This window comes from Zafaria sp. Z1313 (genome assembly GCF_050563205.1).
Lineage (GTDB): Bacteria > Actinomycetota > Actinomycetes > Actinomycetales > Micrococcaceae > JAZDCJ01.
In genome coordinates this window covers 46,503-63,795 of the sequence record NZ_JBNWUK010000018.1, presented here as the reverse complement: position 1 = coordinate 63,795, position 17,293 = coordinate 46,503, and the positions used below count along the sequence as shown (strand labels likewise).

Annotated in this window: 16 protein-coding genes and 1 pseudogene; 9 read left to right on the top strand and 8 right to left on the bottom strand. The window is 67.8% G+C overall.

Translation table 11 applies throughout. The annotated features are described in order from the left end of the window. Window positions 1–69 precede the first annotated feature (69 nt). The 6 genes and pseudogenes from istA (at window position 70) to ACQ3I4_RS13945 (ending at window position 6,180) form a co-directional block, all read left to right on the top strand. The gene (gene istA, locus ACQ3I4_RS13970) at window positions 70–1,305 is read left to right on the top strand and encodes an IS21 family transposase (RefSeq protein ID WP_430633782.1); all 1,236 of its coding nucleotides are present in this window, start codon (window positions 70–72) and stop codon (window positions 1,303–1,305) included. Then, on the top strand, window positions 1,302–2,060 hold the full coding sequence (gene istB / locus ACQ3I4_RS13965) for an IS21-like element helper ATPase IstB (protein WP_430633781.1): 759 nt from the start codon (window positions 1,302–1,304) through the stop codon (window positions 2,058–2,060). The genes istA and istB overlap by 4 nt, the downstream gene beginning before the upstream one ends. 316 nt (window positions 2,061–2,376) lie before the next feature. Beyond that, a pseudogene (locus ACQ3I4_RS13960) lies at window positions 2,377–2,616 on the top strand (DNA polymerase V subunit UmuC); the annotation flags it as partial. A gap of 156 nt (window positions 2,617–2,772) precedes the next feature. Beyond that, window positions 2,773–3,891 (top strand): tyrosine-type recombinase/integrase, encoded by a 1,119-nt coding sequence (locus ACQ3I4_RS13955; protein ID WP_430633780.1) that lies wholly within the window; start codon window positions 2,773–2,775, stop codon window positions 3,889–3,891. A gap of 31 nt (window positions 3,892–3,922) precedes the next feature. Next, window positions 3,923–4,216 carry a helix-turn-helix domain-containing protein gene (locus ACQ3I4_RS13950; protein WP_430633786.1) on the top strand — a complete coding sequence of 98 codons (294 nt, stop codon included), beginning with the start codon at window positions 3,923–3,925 and terminating at the stop codon, window positions 4,214–4,216. 2 nt (window positions 4,217–4,218) lie between these two features. Beyond that, window positions 4,219–6,180 carry a hypothetical protein gene (locus ACQ3I4_RS13945; RefSeq protein ID WP_430633779.1) on the top strand — a complete coding sequence of 654 codons (1,962 nt, stop codon included), beginning with the start codon at window positions 4,219–4,221 and terminating at the stop codon, window positions 6,178–6,180. Window positions 6,181–6,211: 31 nt separating this feature from the next. Here the strand turns inward: ACQ3I4_RS13945 and ACQ3I4_RS13940 are convergent, their stop codons facing one another. Beyond that, window positions 6,212–7,726 carry a SulP family inorganic anion transporter gene (locus tag ACQ3I4_RS13940; protein ID WP_430633778.1) on the bottom strand — a complete coding sequence of 505 codons (1,515 nt, stop codon included), beginning with the start codon at window positions 7,724–7,726 and terminating at the stop codon, window positions 6,212–6,214. Window positions 7,727–7,912: 186 nt separating this feature from the next. Here ACQ3I4_RS13940 and ACQ3I4_RS13935 point away from each other — a divergent pair, with 186 nt between their 5' ends. Continuing rightward, entirely contained in the window at window positions 7,913–8,296 is a 384-nt protein-coding gene (locus tag ACQ3I4_RS13935; protein WP_430633777.1) for a MerR family transcriptional regulator, read from the top strand. A gap of 78 nt (window positions 8,297–8,374) precedes the next feature. Here the strand turns inward: ACQ3I4_RS13935 and ACQ3I4_RS13930 are convergent, their stop codons facing one another. Then, on the bottom strand, window positions 8,375–8,719 hold the full coding sequence (locus ACQ3I4_RS13930; RefSeq protein ID WP_430633776.1) for an ArsR/SmtB family transcription factor: 345 nt from the start codon (window positions 8,717–8,719) through the stop codon (window positions 8,375–8,377). 82 nt (window positions 8,720–8,801) lie between these two features. On the opposite strand from ACQ3I4_RS13930, the gene ACQ3I4_RS13925 reads away from it, so the two are divergent. Then, a complete protein-coding gene (locus ACQ3I4_RS13925) occupies window positions 8,802–10,136 on the top strand; it encodes an NAD(P)-binding domain-containing protein (RefSeq protein ID WP_430633775.1) in 1,335 nt (444 codons plus the stop codon). A 64-nt stretch (window positions 10,137–10,200) separates the two neighbouring features. Here the strand turns inward: ACQ3I4_RS13925 and ACQ3I4_RS13920 are convergent, their stop codons facing one another. From ACQ3I4_RS13920 to trxB, 5 genes are read right to left on the bottom strand one after another with little or no spacing between them, the layout of a single operon-like run. Further along, window positions 10,201–10,605, bottom strand: a complete 405-nt coding sequence (locus ACQ3I4_RS13920; protein WP_430633774.1) for an arsenate reductase ArsC — start codon at window positions 10,603–10,605, stop codon at window positions 10,201–10,203. Between the two features lie 15 nt (window positions 10,606–10,620). Beyond that, window positions 10,621–11,625 (bottom strand): metalloregulator ArsR/SmtB family transcription factor, encoded by a 1,005-nt coding sequence (locus tag ACQ3I4_RS13915; protein ID WP_430633773.1) that lies wholly within the window; start codon window positions 11,623–11,625, stop codon window positions 10,621–10,623. Next, a complete protein-coding gene (arsB, locus tag ACQ3I4_RS13910; protein WP_430633772.1) occupies window positions 11,622–12,710 on the bottom strand; it encodes an ACR3 family arsenite efflux transporter in 1,089 nt (362 codons plus the stop codon). The genes ACQ3I4_RS13915 and arsB overlap by 4 nt, the downstream gene beginning before the upstream one ends. Next, window positions 12,707–13,033 (bottom strand): thioredoxin, encoded by a 327-nt coding sequence (trxA, locus tag ACQ3I4_RS13905; RefSeq protein WP_430633771.1) that lies wholly within the window; start codon window positions 13,031–13,033, stop codon window positions 12,707–12,709. Before trxA ends, arsB begins: the two co-directional genes overlap by 4 nt. Next, the gene (gene trxB, locus ACQ3I4_RS13900) at window positions 13,030–14,004 is read right to left on the bottom strand and encodes a thioredoxin-disulfide reductase (RefSeq protein WP_430633770.1); all 975 of its coding nucleotides are present in this window, start codon (window positions 14,002–14,004) and stop codon (window positions 13,030–13,032) included. Before trxB ends, trxA begins: the two co-directional genes overlap by 4 nt. A gap of 175 nt (window positions 14,005–14,179) precedes the next feature. On the opposite strand from trxB, the gene ACQ3I4_RS13895 reads away from it, so the two are divergent. Further along, window positions 14,180–15,289, top strand: coding sequence for a DUF4113 domain-containing protein (locus ACQ3I4_RS13895; protein ID WP_430633785.1), 1,110 nt, complete (start codon window positions 14,180–14,182; stop codon window positions 15,287–15,289). Window positions 15,290–15,334: 45 nt separating this feature from the next. On the opposite strand, the gene ACQ3I4_RS13890 is transcribed toward ACQ3I4_RS13895, so the two are convergent. Next, window positions 15,335–17,146: a BCCT family transporter gene (locus ACQ3I4_RS13890; RefSeq protein WP_329862461.1), complete on the bottom strand. Its 1,812-nt coding sequence runs from the start codon at window positions 17,144–17,146 to the stop codon at window positions 15,335–15,337. Window positions 17,147–17,293: the final 147 nt, after the last annotated feature.

Below are 17,293 nucleotides of genomic sequence, written 5' to 3'. Positions count from 1 at the left end.
TGTTGACGCCGACCGAAAATAGGGCCAAGAACGCCAACTGAAAATGAGGCCACCTGACCATCATGGAAGGTGATCACATTGGACGTTTGGGCGCAGATTCGCCACCGGTACGCGACGGAGAAGATCTCTAAGAGAGAGCTGGCCACGCAGCTCGGGGTTTCGCGGGGAACGGTTGACCGGGCGCTGGAATCAGACCGGCCGCCTAAGTACGAGCGGGCGTCGGCAGGTTCGAGCTTCGACTCCTACGCCGGCCGGGTCCGGACCCTGCTGGCCAGGACTCCGACGATGCCGGCCACCGTGCTGGCCGAACGCGTGGGATGGACGGGATCGGCGTCCCTGTTCCGCGACAAGGTCCGCCAGATCCGGCCCGAGTATCTGCCGGCGGACCCGGTGGACCGGCTGGTCCACGAACCGGGCAAGGCGGTCCAATGCGACCTCTGGTTCCCGCACGAGCCGCTACCGCTCGGGCACGGCCAACAGGGCAAGCCGCCGGTGCTGGTCATGACCAGCACCTTCTCCGGCTTCATCCAGGCCCGGATGATCCCCACCCGCACCACGCCGGACCTGTTGGGCGGGATGTGGTCGCTGATCCAGGACGCGGCCGCGGTCCCCGAGCGGCTGGTCTGGGACAACGAGAGCGGCATCGGCCAGGGCCGGCTGACGGATCCGGCCGCGTCTTTCGCCGGGGTGCTGGGCTGCACGATCCGCCAACTGCCGCCGAACGACCCGGAGTCCAAGGGCATGGTGGAGCGGATGAACCGGTTCTTCCGCCAAGGCTTCATGCCCGGCCGGACCTTCGCCTCCCCGGGCGACTTCAACGAGCAGCTGGCCGACTGGTTGCCGCGGGCCAATGCCCGCTACTCGCGCTCCCGCCACGGACGGCCCGCCGAGCTCGTGTTGCGCGACCGCGAGGCGATGCGCCCGCTGGCACCGCTGGCGCCCGAGACTGGGTTGCGCAAGAGCATCCGGCTGCCGCGGGACTACTACGTGCGGGTGTTCTCCAACGACTACTCCGTCGACCCGTCGGCGATCGGGCGGATCGTGGACGTGGCCGCGGACCTCGAGCAGGTGACCGTCACTGCCGGCGGGACGTTGCTGGCCAAGCACGAACGACGTTGGGCGCGCCACCAGATCCTTACCGATCCGGCCCACGTCGACAGGGCCGCCGCCCTGCGCCGCGCCCACCGCACCATCAGGACCGGCCGCCACGCCGAGGTCCAGGAACGCGATCTGGGCATCTACGACCGGCTCTTCGGCCTCGCCGTCCCGGACGATGCGCGTGAACTGGCGGAGGCCGGCCGGTGAGCGAGCCGGCGAAGAGCATCGAGTACTACGCCCGGGCATTACGCGCCCCGCGCATCACCGACGGCTACCGTGCCCTGGGCGACCGCGCCCGGGAAGCGGGCTGGTCCCACGAGGAGTACCTAGCCGCCGTGCTCAGCCGCGAGGTCGCCGAGCGCGAAGCCTCCGGGGCGGCCCTGCGGATCCGTGCCGCCCGCTTCCCCGGCGCCAAGACCATCGAGGAGTTCAACTTCGACCACCAGCCGGCCGCCGACCGCAACCTGGTGGCCCACCTCGGCACCGGGGTCTTCCTCGAGGAAGCCAAGAACGTGGTCCTGCTCGGTCCTCCCGGCACCGGCAAAACGCATTTGGCCGTGGGCATCGGGATCAAGGCCGCCCGCACCGGGCACCGGGTCCTGTTCGACACCGCCACCGGCTGGGTCGCTCGCCTCGCCGAGGCGCACGAAGGCGGACGCCTGCCCCAGGAACTGACAAAGCTGCGCCGCTACAAGCTGCTGATCGTCGACGAGGTCGGATACATCCCGTTCGACCAGGACTCGGCGAACCTGTTCTTCCAACTGGTCTCGTCCAGGTATGAGCACGCCTCGCTGGTCCTCACCTCGAACCTGGCGTTCAGCCGTTGGGGCGAGGTCTTCGGCGACGCTACGGTCGCCTCAGCCATGATCGACCGCATCGTCCACCACGCGGAGGTTCTCAACCTCACCGGCAGCAGCTACCGGCTCCGCAACAGAACCACCACAAGACCTCAGGCACAATAGAACCGCAACCCGGTGGCCCTATTTTCAGTTGGCAGAAATGGCCCTATTTTCGGTCGGCGTTAACAGTTTAGGGCACCATGGGGGACGCCCAAGCTGTTTATGAAGATGGGTCGCGCCGCCCATCGTAACCACACGCCAGTCAAGTCCTGATCACTTGCTTGTGTCCTGAGCGCACGTTGCAGCAGCGGATCATCATGCGTGGTGATGTATTCAGGAGCAAAGAAGACTTTCCAAGCCAGCTGACTGTGGGTCATGGACAACATACTGGCCTGTCCATCACACGCGGCCCAAGCAACACGCTGGAAGGGGCTAGAGAATCAACAACTTCTACGTCTCCTGCGAGCGGGTGTTCGACCCGCGGCTGGAAGGCCGCCCCGTCGTCGTCCTCTCGAACAACGACGGCTGCGTCGTCGCGCGTTCCCAGGAGGCCAAGGACCTGGGGATCGCCACGGGCACGCCGTGGTTCCAGGTCGCCCCGCACGCCGCCGCCTGGGGCCTCGTGGCCCGCTCGAGCAACTACGAGCTCTATGGTGACCTCTCGGCGCGCGTGATGGACCGTCGGGTGTTGTAACAGATGCAACTGGTCACGCTTGCAAAGGTCGCCTATTGGTCACGTCAGTATGGACCCGTTCCGACCATAACAGCGTGATCTCACTGATGCTGAGATCTGAGTTGACATTGTGATGCACTGTCCCGCACTTTGTTGCATCTGATGCAAGATTTTGGGGCCTCTCCTGCAGCGCTTCGGCTGATTACTTCGTCGTCGAACGTCGCGTTGGCGAATCCGGAGCAGCAGGTCTTCGACGCGATGATCGAAGGCTGGCGAAAGCAGCAGTTGTCGCGAGGCCTGCGTGAGCAGACCATCCGGAATCGGGTGGCCACCGTGTCGAGGTTCCGCGATTTTGTGGACAAACCACCGTGGAAGTGGAGCGTCGCGGATGTCGACGAATTCACCGCGGAGTCCGGCGGGCGTACTCGGACGCTCTCGACAATGCGCGCGAATCATGGCGCGATCCGTGGATTCTGCGATTACCTTACGAGCCCGTTGTACGACTGGATGGAGATCTGCGATCGGGAGTTTGGAGAGTTCCCGTCGCAGGTGTGCCTGCCGTGGAACACGGTTGCCCACCGGTTTGAGTTCGAAGGCGACGGGAAGCGTCGTCCGTTCACTTATGACGAGGTCGAGCGCCTGTTCGACACGGCCGATGCCCGCGTCGAGCTGCTGGTCAGTTCCGGGCGGAAGGGCGCGCTCGGAGCTCTGAGGGACGCGCAGTTACTGAAGACCGTGTATGCGTTCGGGCTGTGTCGCACCGAGGCGGTCATGCTCGACACCGTCGATCTGCATCACAATGCCAAGATGCTCCAATGGGGGCGTTACGGTGCGATCCACGTGCGATGGGCGAAGGCGGCGGGAGGCGGTGCGCCTCGTCGTAGGACGGTGCTGCTGGTGCCGGAGTTCGACTGGCGGGTGCCGGGCATGCAACAGTGGCTCGAGCAGGCGAGGGATCGTTTCGCCCCGGGTGCCGACCTCGACGCACTCTGGGTGACCGAGCGGCGCACCCGCCTCTCCGCCGGGTATCTCGACCGGAGGTTCGCAGAGCTGCGCGATGAAGCCGGCCTGTCGAAGGATTTGACGTTGCATAGCCTCCGGCATTCGTACGTCACGCATTTGTTGGAGTTCGGCTACGCGGAGCGGTTCGTCCAGGAACAGGTGGGGCACATGCACGCGTCAACGACTTCCATATACGCCTCTGTCAGTTCGGACTACAAGAACCGGGTGCTCGCGGAGGCGTTGAAGGCCCTGATCGAAGGAGAGGCTGACGGCCGTTGAGCTCGAGACCGGCTGGAACTTGCGCAGCGTGATGGCATCGCGCGGGATCTTCCAGACGTCGAAGCTGAAGCCGCTGCTCGAGGAGCGCGGTATCGATCTGTCGCGGGAGCAGGTGTATCGGCTGGTGACGCAGCCGCCACAGCGGGTCCGCCTCGATGTCCTCGCAGCGCTCTGCGACGCGCTGGAGTGCACGCTCGACGATCTCGTGACAGTCACGCGCCGTGAGGCCGGGGTCCCGGTCGCCGTGGGCGAGGAGGCGACGCGCGGATCCATCGGCGATCTCCGGCCGGTCCGTGCCGCCATCCGCCGACCGCGCACGAAGTAGCCGTGGCGGCGAAGCCTCCGCAGGAGCCGAGGATCGCGGAGATCGTCGCGCTCCTCCGCCCCCTCGTTCCTGAGATCTCACCCGAGCATTTGGCCGAGATCGTGCATTCGGTCGCCCCGGTGCCCCTCACGCAATGGCTTCTCGAACTCGCATTGCTGAAGCAGCCCGGGGTGTTGGAGGGCCAGCACCGGAACGTGCCGGTAACGGCCCAAGACCTGGCCCATGCACTCGTCGCAGAAGGAGCGAGCCGGGTAGCGCTGCCGACGTGCGAGTCATGCGGGCGAGCAGTGCGGATGCCGCATAAGACCCCGAACGGCGGGAGGCACTGCTCGCGCTGCGAGCGGAACGCCAGATCGGTCGCCTGCGCGACCTGCGGGCGGGTCAGGCCGGTGCAGCGCACCATCGACGGGAAGCGGTACTGCCGCGAATGTTGGCGAGCTGATCCTCGATCGTTCGACCTCTGCTCCCGGTGCGGTCAGCACGCGACTATCGTCGTCCGCCGTCCCGACCTCGTCTGCCTGAGCTGCTACACCGCACCGATCAAGACCTGCGGGCTCTGCAGCGAACCGGGGCGTGTCGCTTCCCATCTCGACGGGCGGCGAGTATGCGCTCGTTGCTACTACGCGATGCGCACCCCGCAACCCTGCCCTGAGTGCGGACGCAAGGTGTTCCTCACCGGGTTCATGAACGGACAGAAAGTCTGCGCCGATTGCGCCGGCTCGCCAATCACGATGGCATGCCCTAGCTGCGGATCGATCGAAGAAGTGCGCAAACATCGCCTCTGCGCCGAGTGCCGACGACCGATCACCATCCAGCGGCTCCTCGGCGATGACACAGGCGATGTCCGTCCCGAACTCCAGCCGCTCGCGGAGTACCTCCAGACACACCACGGCAAGGCGAACTCTCTCGAGCGGTGGCAGCACAAGAGCAAATGCGCCGCTGTGCTCCGTGAACTCGCAGACGGAACCCTGCCCCTCACCGCGGACGCGATCATCACGAGAGCCCGGTCTGGCCAGTCGGTCGCCTTCCTCCTCTCGCTGCTGGTCCGCTCCAACGTGCTGCCAGAACTCGACGTCGAGACCGTGCGTTTCGATCACTGGGTTGAAGAATGGCTGGCGAGCATCGAAGCTGCCGACGATCGGCTGATCCTGCGTCGATACTGCACCTGGGAGCTTCTTCGGTCCACCAGGGCGTTCCGGGCCGTGTCGCAGGGCCCCTCAAGCCCCGCGGCTGGCTTCCAGAGACAGCGAGCAGCACTCAAGCATTGCGCCGCGCTCCTGCACGAGATCCGATCGCAGCACGAGACGCTGGCCACCTTCTCGCAGCGCGGACGCGACGCATTTCTCACGGGCTCACCGAGCCAGCGCGACGCCCTCGCCCCGTTCACACGCTGGCTGCGAAGGCACCGGCTCAGCACACTCCACGTCGAGTTCCGCACGAGCCGCCTCGAGGGCAGGCACTACGAATCCGACCATCGGTGGCAGATGGCCCGCAGGTTCCTCTCGGACCTCGACATGGATCCCAAGACGCGCACCGCTGGTTTGCTCGTGCTCCTCTACGGCCTCCACCTCACTCGCATCGTCACCCTCACCCGTGAGCAGGTCGACGTGACATCGCGACCGGCGAAGCTCACCATCGGAGCCGAGCCAATCGAACTGCCCGAGGTCCTCGGGAATGCAATCGCCGAACTCGTTGACGCATCGAGCCACCGGCCCGAGGGATGGCTCTTTCCCGGCAGGAATCCGGGGCTGCACCTCACGCCAGGCCCACTCAGCCGACGCCTGCGCCAGCATGGGCTCCGTTCAGGAAGCGCTCGGACGACCGCGCTGATCGAACTGACCCGTCAGATGCACCCACGAATCGTCTCCGATCTCCTCGGCATCACAGCAGCGTCAGCAGCCGCGTGGTCGCGCCTTGCCAGTGGCGACTGGACGGACTATCCAAAACTCCGTGCAGAACCCTGATTGAACCCCGGCCGCCATTGCCTCCTGCGCGTCAGTGACCGTTCCCGAGCCCACCGGTGAGCCTGGCGTGGAACGCCGTCGTGTGGTCGTTCATTCCGACGAACTCGACGCTCTTGCCGTGGTGCTCGTACTTGGTCTCGATCGCGTCGAGCGCCGCGACGGTCGATGCGTCCCATACGTGCGACTTCGAGAGGTCGATGACGACGTGGTCGGGATCTTCGGTGTACTCGAACATCGTGGTGAGGTCATTGCTCGAGGCGAACAACAGCTGGCCCTCGACGGTGTAGTGCGCGCGGGGCTCTCCGAAGTGCTCGGTCACCTCGCGGGTGACGTCGACGAGGTGCGCGACGCGGCGCACGAACATGATCGCTGCGACGAAGACGCCGACGATCACGCCGATCGCGAGGTTGTGGGTCGCGACGACGACGGCGACTGTGATGACCATGACGGCGGTCTCGCTCTTCGGCATCCGCTTCAGCGTGGAGGGCTTGATGGAGTGCCAGTCGAAGGTGCCGACCGAGACCATGATCATCACGGCGACCAGCGCGGCCATCGGGATGATGGCGACCACGTCGCCGAGGACGACGATGAGGATGAGCAGGAAAACGCCTGCCAGGAATGTCGAGATGCGGGTGCGGGCACCGGACGCCTTGACGTTGATCATGGTCTGGCCGATCATCGCGCACCCGCCCATGCCGCCGAACAGGCCCGACGCGATGTTCGCGACGCCCTGGCCCCAGGACTCGCGGGTCTTGTTCGAGTGAGTGTCGGTGACGTCGTCCACGAGCTTTGCGGTCATGAGCGATTCCATGAGCCCGACGAGTGCCATCGCCAGAGCGTAGGGGGCGATGATCGTCAGCGTCTCCCAGGTGAGCGGCACGTTCGGGATGAACAGCTCGGGCAGGCTGCGCGGCAGCTCGCCTTGGTCGCCGACGGTCGGCACGTTGATCGCGAACACGACCACCGCAGCGGTCACGATGATGATCGACACCAGCGGTGCCGGGACCACCCTGGTGATCTTCGGCATGAACACCATGATCACCAGGCCCGCGGCGACGAGCGGGTAGACCATCCAGGGAACGCCGATCAGCTGCGGCAGCTGCGCCGTGAAGATCAGGATCGCCAGCGCGTTGACGAAGCCGACCATGACGCTGCGCGGGATGAACCGCATGAGCTTCGCGACGCCGAGCACCGCGAGCACGATCTGCAGGACCCCGGCGAGCAGCACGGTGGCGATGAAGTAGTCCATGCCGTACTCGCGCGCCACGGGCGCGATGACCAGCGCGATCGCACCGGTCGCCGCCGTGATCATTGCGGGGCGTCCGCCGACGAACGCGATCGTCACCGCCATGACGAACGACGAGAACAGCCCGACCTTCGGATCGACCCCGGCGATGATCGAAAAGGAGATCGCCTCCGGGATCAGCGCCAGGGCCACCACGAGACCGGCGAGGACCTCGCGGGTGAGGATCCGTGGGCTCTTCAGCGCGGTGAGCACCGAGGGCTCGGGCCGGTACCGAGTCTTGTCTTCAGCCATGGTTGTCATAAGGCAGGCCTCCCAGGGGTCGAGGTGAGTCGATGTGACACCATCGAAAGCGTGAGTGCGCGTCTGCGCGCGCCCGACAGCGCCCCGCTCGGGGCCGGAAGCCGGGATGAAACCCGCCAGAACATGCGGGCACGAACCAACCCTAACGTAACGTTAGTGTTGGAAGCGAGTTGGAAGGAGTGCGCTGTGCCTGGAACTGGAATGATGCAGATCGGTGAACTGGCAGATCGCACGGAACTGTCATTAAGGACATTGCGCCACTACGACGAGATCGGTCTCTTGGAGCCTTCCGGTCGCTCTGAGGGAGGTTTTCGCCTCTACACCGAGGGTGACTATGAGCGGCTCATGCTCATCCGCAGGATGAAGCCGCTCGGGTACTCGCTGGAGCAGATGCGCGACCTGCTCCGGGCGCTGGACGCGACCGGACCCGAGAGCGCCTCCGGCGCTGAAGCATCGCAACTCCTCGCCGAGTTCCTCACCGACGCCGAGCAGCGGCGGGCGAAGCTCGAGAAGCAGCTCGCCGCCGCCGATGAGTTCATCGGCCTATTGAGCGACCGCATCACGAGTTAGTCCACCCAAGGCATCACCGGGACAGCTATCTGGCGACCAGGACCCGCCCTGGCCCCCGGCCGGGACGCGGAAAGTCGATCAACCCGCCAGCAGCGCCTTCGTGGCGTCAGCGAGCGTGCCGGTGGTCGGCTGGTAGTAGGCCCATTTCCCACGCTGCTCGCGGGTGACGAGGCCCGCCTCGACGAGCAGCTTCATGTGGTGGGAGACGGTCGGCTGCGACAGGCCCACGGGGTCCGTGAGGTCACAGACGCACATCTCGCCAGCGCTGCTGCCGACGATCATGGAGAGCAGCTTCACCCGCGTCGGGTCGCCGAGCGCCTTGAAGACCTTCGCGAGGTCATGGGCGGTACCGTCATCCATCGCCTGGCCGGGGGCGCAGCAGGAGCCCGCGCTGATGTCGATCGTGACGGGCAGTGCGTTCATGGCTCCATTCTGCCCGACGTATTGACATCTGTCGATATGAGCGTCAGGATCGTTCGTGTCTCACATCGAAGAACGTCTATGCATGGAGGTCGCAGTGAACCCTGTCGTCGTCATCGGTGCTGGTCCGCAGGGACTGGCCGCCGCAACCCATCTCATCGAGCGCGGGCTCGACCCGATCGTCCTGGAGTCCGGTGACACGGCTGCCTCCGCGGTGGCCGAGTGGGGACACGTGCGCCTGTTCTCGCCGTGGACGGAGCTCACCGACCCCGCGTCGCGACGCCTGCTGGAACCGACCGGATGGACTGCTCCGACGCAGGGCTACCCGACCGGCGCGCAGTGGATCGAGCAGTACCTCGCGCCCCTCGCCGACGCCCACGGCGACCGCGTGCGCTACGGGGCCCGGGTCGTCGGCGTCGGCCGCAAGGGCCGCGACCTCTCCGTCGACGCAGGCCGCGCCGAGCAGCCCTTCGTCGTCCACGTCGAGCGCGCGGACGGCACCGAAGAGCGGATCGAAGCGCGCGCGGTGATCGACGCTTCGGGCACCTGGCGCACTCCGAGCCCCGCCGGCGCTGACGGGCTGCCCGCGCTCGGGGAACGCGCTGCAGTTGATGCGGGGCTCCTGGAGCACCGCATGCCCGCGATCGAGAACGCCAATGCGCTTGCAGGTCAGCACGTCGTGGTGGTCGGCAACGGCCACTCCGCGGCGACCACGATCGGGATCCTGTCGCGAGTGGCCAAGCGCGAGCCGGGGACGCGGATCACCTGGGTGCTGCGCCGCGGCGCGGTCGGCAACACCTTCGGCTTCGGCAGCGCCGACGAGCTGCCCGAGCGCGGCGCGCTGGGGCAGCTCGCGAAGAAGGCCGTCGAGGACGGCCTCGTCCATCTCGTGACCGGGTTCCGCACCGAGCAGGTCGTCATCGACGCCGGCCAGGCGGTGCTCGTGGCAGAGGACGGCCGACGGCTCGCGCCCGCGGCCCGGGTCTTCGTCGACACCGGCTTCCGCCCCGACCTCTCCTTCCTCTCCGAGATCCGTCTCGACCTCGACATGCGCCTGCAAGCCCCGACACGTATCGCCGCTGAGGTCGACCCGAATGTCCACTCGTGCGGCTCCGTGCGTGCCACCGGCGCTGCCGACCTCGAGCAGCCCGAGCCGGGTTTCTACATCGTGGGAGCGAAGTCCTACGGCCGCGCGCCGACCTTCCTCGCCCTGACCGGCTTCGAGCAGGTGCGCAGCGTCGTCGCCGCGATCGCCGGGGACCGCGAAGCCGCCGAGCGCGTGGAGCTCGCTCTGCCGGACACCGGCGTATGCGGAGGCTCCGGCCTCTTCGACGCGCCGGACGAGTCCTCCAGCGCTGGATCGTGCTGCGCGCCGGCCCCGCAGCTCATCCAACTCGGCATGGCACCAGCTGGCCGCTGAGTCGCGGACTACAGGAAGGGGCAGGAACCAGATGGTTCCTGCCCCTTCGCACGTGCGGTACGGCTCAGCCCAGGAGCTCGGCGAGAAGGGTTTCGACGCGGCCCTTGATCTCGTCACGGATCGGACGCACCGACTCGATGCCCTGCCCCGCCGGGTCGTCGAGCTTCCAGTCCTCGTAGCGCTTACCGGGGAAGAACGGGCACGCGTCACCGCAGCCCATCGTGATCACGACGTCGGAGTCCTGCACAGCTTCGGTGGTGAGGACCTTCGGCTGCTCGGCGGTGATGTCGATGTCCTCCTCGAGCATCGCCTCGACGGCGACGGGGTTGATCTGGTCGGCGGGCATGGATCCGGCGGAGCGGACCTCGACGCGGTCGCCCGCGAGCTCGCGGAGCCAGCCGGCGGCCATCTGGGAGCGGCCGGCGTTGTGGACGCAGACGAAGAGGACGGAAGGCTTCTGGTCGGTCATGTTGGTTCGCTTCTTTCAGTCGGTAAGGGTGGCGAGGAGGTCGCGGACGCGGCCCTCGATGTCGTGGCGGATCGCATCGACCCCATCCGGGGATGCCAGCGCGGGGTCCCCGACGGCCCAGTCCTCGTACCGGACCCCGGGGATGATCGGGCAGACGTCGCCGCAGCCCATCGTGACCACCACGTCGGCCGCGCGCACCGCGTCGTCGGTCAACGGCTTCGGGAACGCAGCCTCGGCCTCTTGCTCGCCCTCGATCTCGGTGAGCAGGGAGCGCACATGCGGGTGCACCTCCGACGCCGGGGTGGAGCCTGCGGAGCGGGCGACCACGCGGCCGTCGGCGAGCTGGTTGACGATCGCGGCGGCGAGCTGCGAACGGCCCGCGTTCTGCACGCACACGAACAGCACCCGCGGCACCCCGGACGAGCGATCCCGGGTCAGATCAGCGAGGCGCTGCCGGGCGAACCGCTCGGTCAGGGGGATCATGTGCGCCGTCAGCTTGGCCGAGCGCACCAGGCCGGCGTAGGACTCGCGCACGATCGCTATCACGAGGTCCCGGTTCAGCCCGGTCAGCTCGTCCGCGAGCTCTTCGGCGAGGCGGGTCACGCGGGCGTCCATCTGCTGCAGGGCCTCGGCCCGTGCTGCGGTGTCCTCGGGCTCGTCCGTTGTGGCAGCGGCGGGGGCGAACGCGTCGAGGAGGGCCGCGACGGCGCGCTGCTTGCCCGGGGCGATGCGGTAGTACACCCAGGTGCCGCGCCGCTCGGACAGCAGCATCCCGGTCTCCTTCAGCACTTTCAGGTGGTGGGAGACGGTCGGCTGCGACACCTCGGCGAGCTCGGCGAGATCGCACACGCAGGACTCTCCGCGCGGGTCGGTCGCGATCGCCGAGAGCATCCGCAGCCGCAGCGGGTCAGCGAGCGCCTTCAGCGCGCCGGCCACGGTCGCAGCTGCTTCGGTGCCGATGGCGTGCGTCGTGGACGGCGTGCACGCGTCGGCGTCGGCGATGACGGCGGTATCGGTCATGACATCCTCGATTCGGTGGCGTAGGGGTCGGTGTGGAACCAGGCTCGCGCGGCCCAGAGCGAGACATAGACGAGACCGACCAGCACCGGCACCTCGATGAGCGGGCCGACGACCCCGGCCAAGGCCTGGCCGGATGTCGCGCCGAAGGTGCCGATGGCGACCGCGATGGCCAGCTCGAAGTTGTTGCCCGCGGCGGTGAACGCGAGCGTCGTGGAGCGCGCGTAGCCCAGGCTGAGGGCTTTGCCGAGCAGGATGCCGGCGAACCACATCAGGCCGAAGTAGACGAGCAGCGGCAGCGCGATCCTCGCGACGTCCATCGGGTGGGAGGTGACCTGTTCGCCTTGCAAGGCGAACAGCAGCACGATCGTGAACAGCAGCCCGTACAGCGCCCAGGGCCCGATCTTCGGAAGGAACTTCTCCTCGTACCAGTCGCGCCCCCTGCGCTTCTCGCCAACCCAACGGGACGCGAAGCCCGCGATGAGAGGCACGCCCAAGAACACGAGCACGTTCAGCGCGATCTGCCAGACAGAGATCTCAAGCCCCTGCGCATCCAGCCCCAGCCAGCCGGGCAATACGGTCAGGTAGAACCAGCCCAGGACGGAGAACATGACTACCTGGAACACCGAGTTGATCGCGACCAGCACCGCGGTCGCCTCCCGGTCACCGCACGCGAGATCGTTCCAGATCACCACCATCGCGATGCACCGGGCGAGCCCCACGATGATCAACCCGGTCCGGTACTCGGGCAGATCCGGCAGGAAGATCCACGCGAGCGCGAACATCACTGCGGGCCCCACGAGCCAGTTCAGCACGAGCGAGGAGACGAGGAGCTTCTTGTCGCCGGTCACGGCGGCGACCTTGTCGTAGCGGACCTTCGCGAGCACCGGGTACATCATCACCAGCAGGCCCAGCCCGATCGGGATCGAGATCCCGCCGACCTCCATCGCGGAGAGCGCGTCCGAGAGCGCGGGCACGAAGCGTCCGAGCAGGAGGCCCGCGACCATGGCGAGGCCGATCCACAGTGGCAGCCACTTGTCGAGGGTGGAGAGCCGCTTCGGGACGGTGCGGGTCAGGGTGTCGGTCATGCGAGCAGCTCCTCGATCTTCGCGATGTAGACGGGTTTCGGGTGCGCGTCGATCAGCACGTCCACGCGTTCCCCGTCCCGGTAGAAGCCGAGGGTCGGGATCGAGGTCACGCCGGCCGCGGTCACGGTCTCGGGATTCTGGTCGGCATCGACCTTCACGATCTTCACCCGGCCCCCGTACTCGCGGGCGAGCTGGTCCAGGATCGGGGCGATCGCCTTGCACGGGCCGCACCAGGTCGCCCAGATGTCGACCACGACGGGGAGCTCGGACTCGAGCACCTCGGCTTGGAAGGTGGCGTCGGTGATAGGGGTGACGGTGCTCATGCGGAGACCTCCAGGACAGGTGTGGGAACGGTGGCGGGTGCGAGGTTCGACAGGTAGTGCTGGGCGTCCTGCGCGGCCGCGCAGCCGGTGCCCGCGGCGGTGATCGCCTGCCGGTACGTGTGGTCGACGAGATCCCCGGCCGCGAACACCCCGGCCAGGTTCGTGCGCGTGGACGGGTGCGAGACTCGCACGTACCCGTCCGCGTCGGTGTCGACCTGACCGGACACCAGCTCTGAGCGCGGGTCGTGCCCGATCGCGACGAACACCCCCGTCGCGTCGAGCGTGCATTCAGCCCCGGTGACGGTGTCGCGCAGCGTGAGCCCGGTGACCTGCTCGTCGCCGAGGATCGCGGCGACCTCGCTGTTCCAGGCGACCTCGATCTTCGGATCATCGAGCACGCGCTGCGCCATGATCCTCGACGCGCGGAACTCGTCCCGGCGGTGCACCACGGTCACCTTCGACGCGAAACGGGTGAGGAACAGCGCTTCCTCCATCGCGGAGTCACCGCCGCCGATCACGGCGATCTCCTGGTCGCGGAAGAAGAACCCGTCGCACGTCGCGCACCAGGACACACCGTGCCCGGACAGGCGCTCCTCCTCGGGGAGGCCGAGCTTGCGGTACGCGGAGCCCATCGTCAGGATCACCGCGCGCGCCCGATACGTAGCCCCGGCACCGGTCTCGATGACCTTCACGTCGCCGTCGAGCTCGAGGCCGATCGCGTCGTCGTAGACGATCCGAGCGCCGAACCGCTCGGCCTGCGCCCGCATCGACTCCATCAGCTCCGGGCCCTGCACGCCGTCCACGAAGCCCGGGAAGTTCTCCACCTCGGTCGTCGTCATCAGCGCGCCGCCCGCGGTCACCGAGCCCGCGATCACGACCGGGGCGAGACCCGCACGGGCAGCGTAGACCGCGGCGGTGTATCCGGCGGGACCGGACCCGACGATGACAAGCTCGATCTCTTGATTCGACATACTTCTATATTGACATCTATCGAACCAGTCCGCGAGCCCACGCAGACTCTTGTCACCGAATGTTCACCAACCAGGCCCGAGCAAGAATCCCACCGCCCTGCGCACATGACTTCCGTGTCGACCAAGAGTGTGCGAAAAGTGCACTCTTCAATAGTCGGACCTACCAGTAGAGGTCATCGGCCGCTTCGGGGCGTGGCAGGAGGTCTACTCGATCGACGAGTCGTTCCTGGGCCTGCCGGAGGCGGGCGAGGACGTGCTGGCGAGCACGGCGCGGGAGGTGCGCTCCGCCGTCGCACTCCACGTCGGCGTCCCCGTCTGTGTCGGCGTCGCGCCCACCAAGACCCTCGCGAAGTTCGCCAACCACGTCGCCAAGCGCAATCCGGGACTCGGCGGAGTGTGCTCGCTCGGCTCGCTGCCGCCGGGGGAGCTCGAGCGCATCCAGTCCCGCCTGCCCGCCACGGACGTGTGGGGCGTGGGGCGCAAGAGCGGGGAGAAGCTCGCCGCGCTCGGCATCGGCACGATCGCCGCGCTCAGGGCCGCAGACCCGCTGATGATCCGCAAGCGCTTCTCGGTGGTCATGCAGCGGACTGTCCTGGAGCTGAACGGCACGCCATGCATCGCGCCGGTCGACGAGCGGGCGGACCAGCAGCAGGTCATGTTCTCGCGCAGCTTCTCGACGCCCGTGGACACGGCGGCGCAGATGGAGGAGGTCATGTCCGTCTACGCGCAGAAGGCGGCCGGACGCCTTGCGGCCAAGGGGCTGCGCGCGTCGGTCGTGACGGTGAGTGCCGGGACGAGCCGCTTCGCCCACGGCACGCAGTCGTTCCCGAGCGCCTCCGTGCCCCTGCCGGTGCCGACGGACGATCCGATCCGGATCACGAGGGCCGCGGTCGCGGCGATGCGGGGTCGTTTCGAGCCGGGCGCCGCGTACGTCCGCGCGGGAGTGATGCTCTCGGGCCTGGGACGGGGCGGGCAGGCGGAGCAGCTGGACCTCTTCTCCGGGCTGGCGGAGGGGGAGGACGACGCCGATGCCGCCGCCGGCGCCCCGGGCGGCGGGGCGGCGGGTGGCCGGGCGGGCGCTCGGCCCGGGCGCGCGGCGGATCCGACCGGGGGCGTCGAAGGCCTCGGTGCCCTGCTGGGCAGCGTTCGGGCCCGGTTCGGGGAGGCCGCGATCGGGCTCGGGCAGGGCGGCCTCGCCGAACCCGCCGCGTGGTCGATGAAGCGCGAGTTCTCCTCGCCGAAGTACACCACCGAGTGGTCCGAGCTGCCGCGCGTCAGGGCCTGAAGCGCGGCTGCCCGGACCGGCCCCTGGCCCGGTCGCGGCCCGCGGTCAGCGGGGGAGCGGGGCCCCGGCCGCTTCGCGACCGCCCGCGTCGGGGTCCTCGGCCGAGGGCGCGGACGGCGTCTCGGGCTCGTCGCCCGCCGGGGGCAGCGGGCTCGACGGTCCCTCCGGGACGTCGACGTGGACGACGCCGGCGACGGCCTCGAGCGCCCGGTGCCGGCGTCGGAAGAAGCGCGTGAGGTTCAGGACCCGGGAGTCCTGGTTCGGCCCCTCGACCTCGAGGCCGTAGATCTCGCCGATGCGGCCCACGAACGCCTCGCGCCGCGCCTTGTCGTAGGCCCGGATCTCGCGGCTGAACGCCCGGACCGTGGCCCAGCAGATGAGGATCATGATGACGCTGAACGGCAGGGCGATGATGATCGCGGCCGTCTTCAGCGCGTCGAGACCGCCCGAGAGCAGCAGGGCGATCGCGAGGCCGGACGTCGAGAGGGTGAAGAAGACCCGGATCCAGTTCTTCGGCTCCACCTCGCCGCCCGTGGCGATCATGCTCATGACGAGCGAGCCGGAGTCGGCGGAGGTGACGAAGAAGATCGCGATGAGGATGACGACGCCGATCACCAGGACGGCGCTGCCGGGGAGCTGCTGCATGAGGGCGAACAGCGAGCCCTCGACGTCGACCTCGCCGTTCGGGCCGATCAGGCCGCCCTCGCCCTCGAGCTCGGTGTGGATCGCCGTTCCGCCCAGGACGGAGAACCAGATGAAGGTCACGAGGGTGGGAACCAGGAGGACGCCGGCGACGAACTGGCGCACGGTGCGGCCGCGGGAGATGCGGGCGATGAAGATGCCGACGAACGGCGCCCAGGACATCCACCAGCCCCAGTAGAACGTGGTCCACGTGGCCTGCCACAGCTCGCCCGCCTCGCCGGAGAAGGCGCTCACGTTGAACGCCATGGCCAGGAAGTTCTGCAGGTAGTTGCCGACGGACTGGACGAGGTTCCGGAAGAGGAACTGGCCCGGGCCCACGATGAGCACGAACACGACGAGCAGGGCCGCCAGGACCAGGTTGATGTTGGAGAGCCACTTCATGCCGCGGGCGACGCCCGAGAGCACGGAGAACAGGACGGCGCCGGTGATGATCAGGATGATGACGATGTTCAGGGTCTGGGTGGCCTCGAACAGGTTCGCGCTCTCGAGGCCGGCGCTGATCTGCAGGACGCCGAGGCCGAGGGAGGTCGCGACGCCGAAGATCGTTCCGACGAGTGCGACGATGTCGATCACGTTGCCCGAGGCGCCCTTGACGCGGCGGCCGAGGAGCGGCTCGAGGGTCCAGCGGATGGAGATCGGGCGGCCGCGGCGGTGGATCGCGTAGGCGAGCGCCAGGCCGAGCACCACGTAGACGGACCAGGCGTGGACGCCCCAGTGGAGGAAGGTCTGGGAGAGCGATTGCTGGGCGAGGACGGCCGGGCTGCCGTCGACGCCGGGCTTCGGGGAGGCGAAGTGGCTCAAGGGCTCGCTCACGCCGTAGAAGACCAGTCCGATGCCCATGCCGGCGGCGAAGAGCAGCGCGAACCAGGAGCCGACCGAGAACTCGGGTTCGTCGTCGTCCTTGCCGAGCTTGATGTCGCCGAAGCGGCTGAAGCCGACCCAGAGGGCGAAGATCACGAAGCCCGTCACGAGCAGGACGTAGTACCAGTTGAAGTTGTGCACGATCGTCTGCTGCACGGAGGCGAAGACCGACTCCGCCGTGCGCGGCGCGATCATGGCGAACGCGGTGAACGCGAGCACGATGATGGCCGAGGGCCAGAAGACGGCCCGGTGGACGGGTGGCTTGGACGTGGTGTTCTGGGCGGATTCGCTCATTCTTCACAGGATATGCAAAGGTCCGACGCGAAACCAAGGCAGCAGGGGGTGGACGTGTCCAGCGACACGCCGCCGGGCGGCTGGCGTGTCGCCGGACACGCCGGCGGTGTCGCGCCCTCGACCCGCGCCGCGCGGGCCGTGGACACG

Bases quoted from the DNA above. Each gene is read 5' to 3' on its own strand.
- ACQ3I4_RS13955 (WP_430633780.1), top strand. From the start codon at position 2,773: ATGCAAGATTTTGGGGCCTCTCCTGCAGCGCTTCGGCTGATTACTTCG.
- ACQ3I4_RS13950 (WP_430633786.1), top strand. From the start codon at position 3,923: ATGGCATCGCGCGGGATCTTCCAGACGTCGAAGCTGAAGCCGCTGCTC.
- ACQ3I4_RS13940 (WP_430633778.1), bottom strand. From the start codon at position 7,726: ATGACAACCATGGCTGAAGACAAGACTCGGTACCGGCCCGAGCCCTCG.
- ACQ3I4_RS13930 (WP_430633776.1), bottom strand. From the start codon at position 8,719: ATGAACGCACTGCCCGTCACGATCGACATCAGCGCGGGCTCCTGCTGC.
- ACQ3I4_RS13925 (WP_430633775.1), top strand. From the start codon at position 8,802: ATGGAGGTCGCAGTGAACCCTGTCGTCGTCATCGGTGCTGGTCCGCAG.
- ACQ3I4_RS13920 (WP_430633774.1), bottom strand. From the start codon at position 10,605: ATGACCGACCAGAAGCCTTCCGTCCTCTTCGTCTGCGTCCACAACGCC.
- ACQ3I4_RS13915 (WP_430633773.1), bottom strand. From the start codon at position 11,625: ATGACCGATACCGCCGTCATCGCCGACGCCGACGCGTGCACGCCGTCC.
- arsB (WP_430633772.1), bottom strand. From the start codon at position 12,710: ATGACCGACACCCTGACCCGCACCGTCCCGAAGCGGCTCTCCACCCTC.
- trxA (WP_430633771.1), bottom strand. From the start codon at position 13,033: ATGAGCACCGTCACCCCTATCACCGACGCCACCTTCCAAGCCGAGGTG.
- trxB (WP_430633770.1), bottom strand. From the start codon at position 14,004: ATGTCGAATCAAGAGATCGAGCTTGTCATCGTCGGGTCCGGTCCCGCC.
- ACQ3I4_RS13890 (WP_329862461.1), bottom strand. From the start codon at position 17,146: ATGAGCGAATCCGCCCAGAACACCACGTCCAAGCCACCCGTCCACCGG.